Raw genomic sequence first — 2,586 nt, 5'->3', positions numbered from 1 at the left:
TCTCCGCAGACAGTTTAGGGGTAGCCGAAAGTTTTGTGCTCCGCATAAACATTTGTGGTAAAAATCCCGCCCATCGCAAATCTGCAAAACGTTGTGCGTCATTTCAACAAACCGCATAAAATAAACGATATTTAAGAAAAAAAAAACAGCTAAATGAAGAAAACATTAAAAATTTTAGGAATTATTTTATTTGTAATAATTGCCTTATACTTATTTTCAATTCCTTATTTACGAAGTAAAAATGTTGTTAAAGAAACTATGTTTTATACGCCAACAAAATATGACAATAAAGATATATTTAATCAATTAGATGCAAAATATCTAACGTATATTACAAAGGACTCCATAGTTTTCGCTGCGAATAAATTTATTTCATCTACGAAAGAGGATTCAATCAAATTGAATCAAACAATATTGAAACGAAAATTTCAAGAATTTGAAAGAAACTCTAAATCTGAATTTTATACTATAACACCAAAGGCTTATAAAAAAGCAGGTATATATATGTTAGGCAATCAGTTTAATATTTTTAATATGCTTGATGACTTAACAGAGCTTTCAAAGAAAGACAGCGTAAAAATTTATGTGATTGTTTATAATGGAAATGGTTATTCAAAGGGCGATTCCAATTTTTTAACTCAATTTAAAATTAATCAGAAATTCTATGAAAACGTAAATTCTATAAATTCAGTCGATTTTGTGGTTGGACATTCCTTAGGAACTGTTTTCGCAACTAAATTAGCAACAGATAATAAAATTCCAAAATTAGCACTGTTAGCACCTGCATCAAATATTGATGATGTTGCAGATTATTTCATTGGCTTAGCACCATTTTGGGCAAAACCATATTTCAATTTTTCGGAAATTGAAAAATCTGAATTTTCTAAGGAAGGAAACAATTCAGAAAACATTAAAAATTATTTTGGAAAGTTAATTTTATTACACGGAACAAAGGACGAAAATCTGCCCTTTTCAATGTCCGAAAAAATATATGAAAATTCAAAATCAAAAGATAAAACTCTGATAAAAATCGAAGACGGAGACCATTACGCACCATTAGTTGACGAAAACTGGACAAAACTTATACTCAAATTGAAATAAGAAACGAACGCACAACATCGTATTGGCAATAGGCGGGATGTAGTCTTCGATTGAAGATTTTAGCTATATTCAAATTTTGCTCTTCGATTGAAGTGTATTGCTAAAAAGCCCGCCCATCGCCAATACGCGACCGTTATCTGCTATCTCAACAAAGGTTGCGCATAATAACGATATTTTGAAACTTAATTTTACGGGCGGGGAGAAATTAATTAAAAAGTTCCAATTCGACGTCCTTAACTTCACAGCGAAGTGAATCGGGAAAACTAAAAAATTATGAAAAAAGTTTTATTTATTTCGGCAACATTATTTGCTACTAATTTAATGTGGTCACAAATTGTTAATGAGGAAGTTAATTTTGATAATTATATTTCTTCAACAAATAATGACTTAAGCCAAAGATTTATTTTTGGTGCTTATGCAACGCCAAATTTTATAACTCAAGTAAATTACGGAGGCATTACCGGTGGCGCATTAATTCCACCAAATAGTGTAAGTCTGAACGATTTTATTTTATATTGTTCAACTTACAAAAATGTTCTAAATCATACGATGGAAACAAGTATTTCATTCAAATATAATTCAGCATTAGTTAATCCAAACTCGCAAAATAATATCTTAGAAATTTCTTTAAGAGGTGATTTATACCAATATCCAGTTGCATTTAATCTTGATAGAAATTATCTAAGAATTAACGTATTTAACAATTACATGACCCCTAAAAACCTTTCAAATTTAATTGACGGTCATTGGTATAAGGTAGTAACACAATACAAACCAATTGGAGGAACGTTTGGCGACCAAGCGTTTGTAAAAGCTGAAGTTTTTGATATTGGTGTTGCAGGTAATGCAACTCCACAGAGTGTGGGTTCTCTCGAAGGAAATGTTTATGACGTTCAATTAATAACGAAAAGTTCGTATTTTGGTGTAAGATTGACAGCGACTAAATGGGGAGGAACCGAATACTTGGACAACTTTGTTTTTAACGGAGATAAGTTCAGTAATTACTGTGGACAAATGTCTACTGCAGAAAGTAAAGAAAAAAACAAATTAAATATATTTCCTATTCCAACAAACAAAATATTGTATGTCATAAATCCCAAAAACGGCGGAAATAAAATTGAAATTTATGACACAAGCGGAAACCTCGTTCTAAACAAAAAAATTTCAGACTCCGAAAACAAAATCTCTCTAGATGTTGAAAATTTACCGAAAGGCATTTACATATACAAAGTTGGAGATTTGAGTACGAAGTTTATCAAAAATTAAAAAGAGACAGCAGATAACAGCGGTTTTGCAATAGTGCGGGATTTTCGCCAAGTTTATAGGTTTTAGATTTTCCGAAGTTTAGTTTATAATAGAAAGAGTTTTTATATTAATCCGCACCATCGCAAAGCCGCAAAACGTTAGCGGTCAGGCTACGAGCGAGAGAGAAAACAAACGGAAATTACAACTAAAAATGAGCAAATTTACTTGGGAAATTATTCA

Annotated in this window: 2 protein-coding genes; both read left to right on the top strand. The window is 31.3% G+C overall.

The annotated features are described in order from the left end of the window. Positions 1-153 precede the first annotated feature (153 nt). Positions 154-1,101, top strand: coding sequence for an alpha/beta hydrolase (locus tag F564_RS0117510; RefSeq protein WP_154656921.1), 948 nt, complete (start codon positions 154-156; stop codon positions 1,099-1,101). A gap of 273 nt (positions 1,102-1,374) precedes the next feature. Further along, on the top strand, positions 1,375-2,367 hold the full coding sequence (locus tag F564_RS0117505) for a T9SS type A sorting domain-containing protein (RefSeq protein ID WP_084406835.1): 993 nt from the start codon (positions 1,375-1,377) through the stop codon (positions 2,365-2,367). The last annotated feature ends 219 nt before the right edge of the window (positions 2,368-2,586 follow it).

The organism is Epilithonimonas tenax DSM 16811 (assembly GCF_000428485.1).
GTDB lineage: Bacteria > Bacteroidota > Bacteroidia > Flavobacteriales > Weeksellaceae > Epilithonimonas > Epilithonimonas tenax.
Note: the sequence above shows the minus strand (reverse complement) of the source record. Positions and strands in the feature narration are given on the sequence as shown.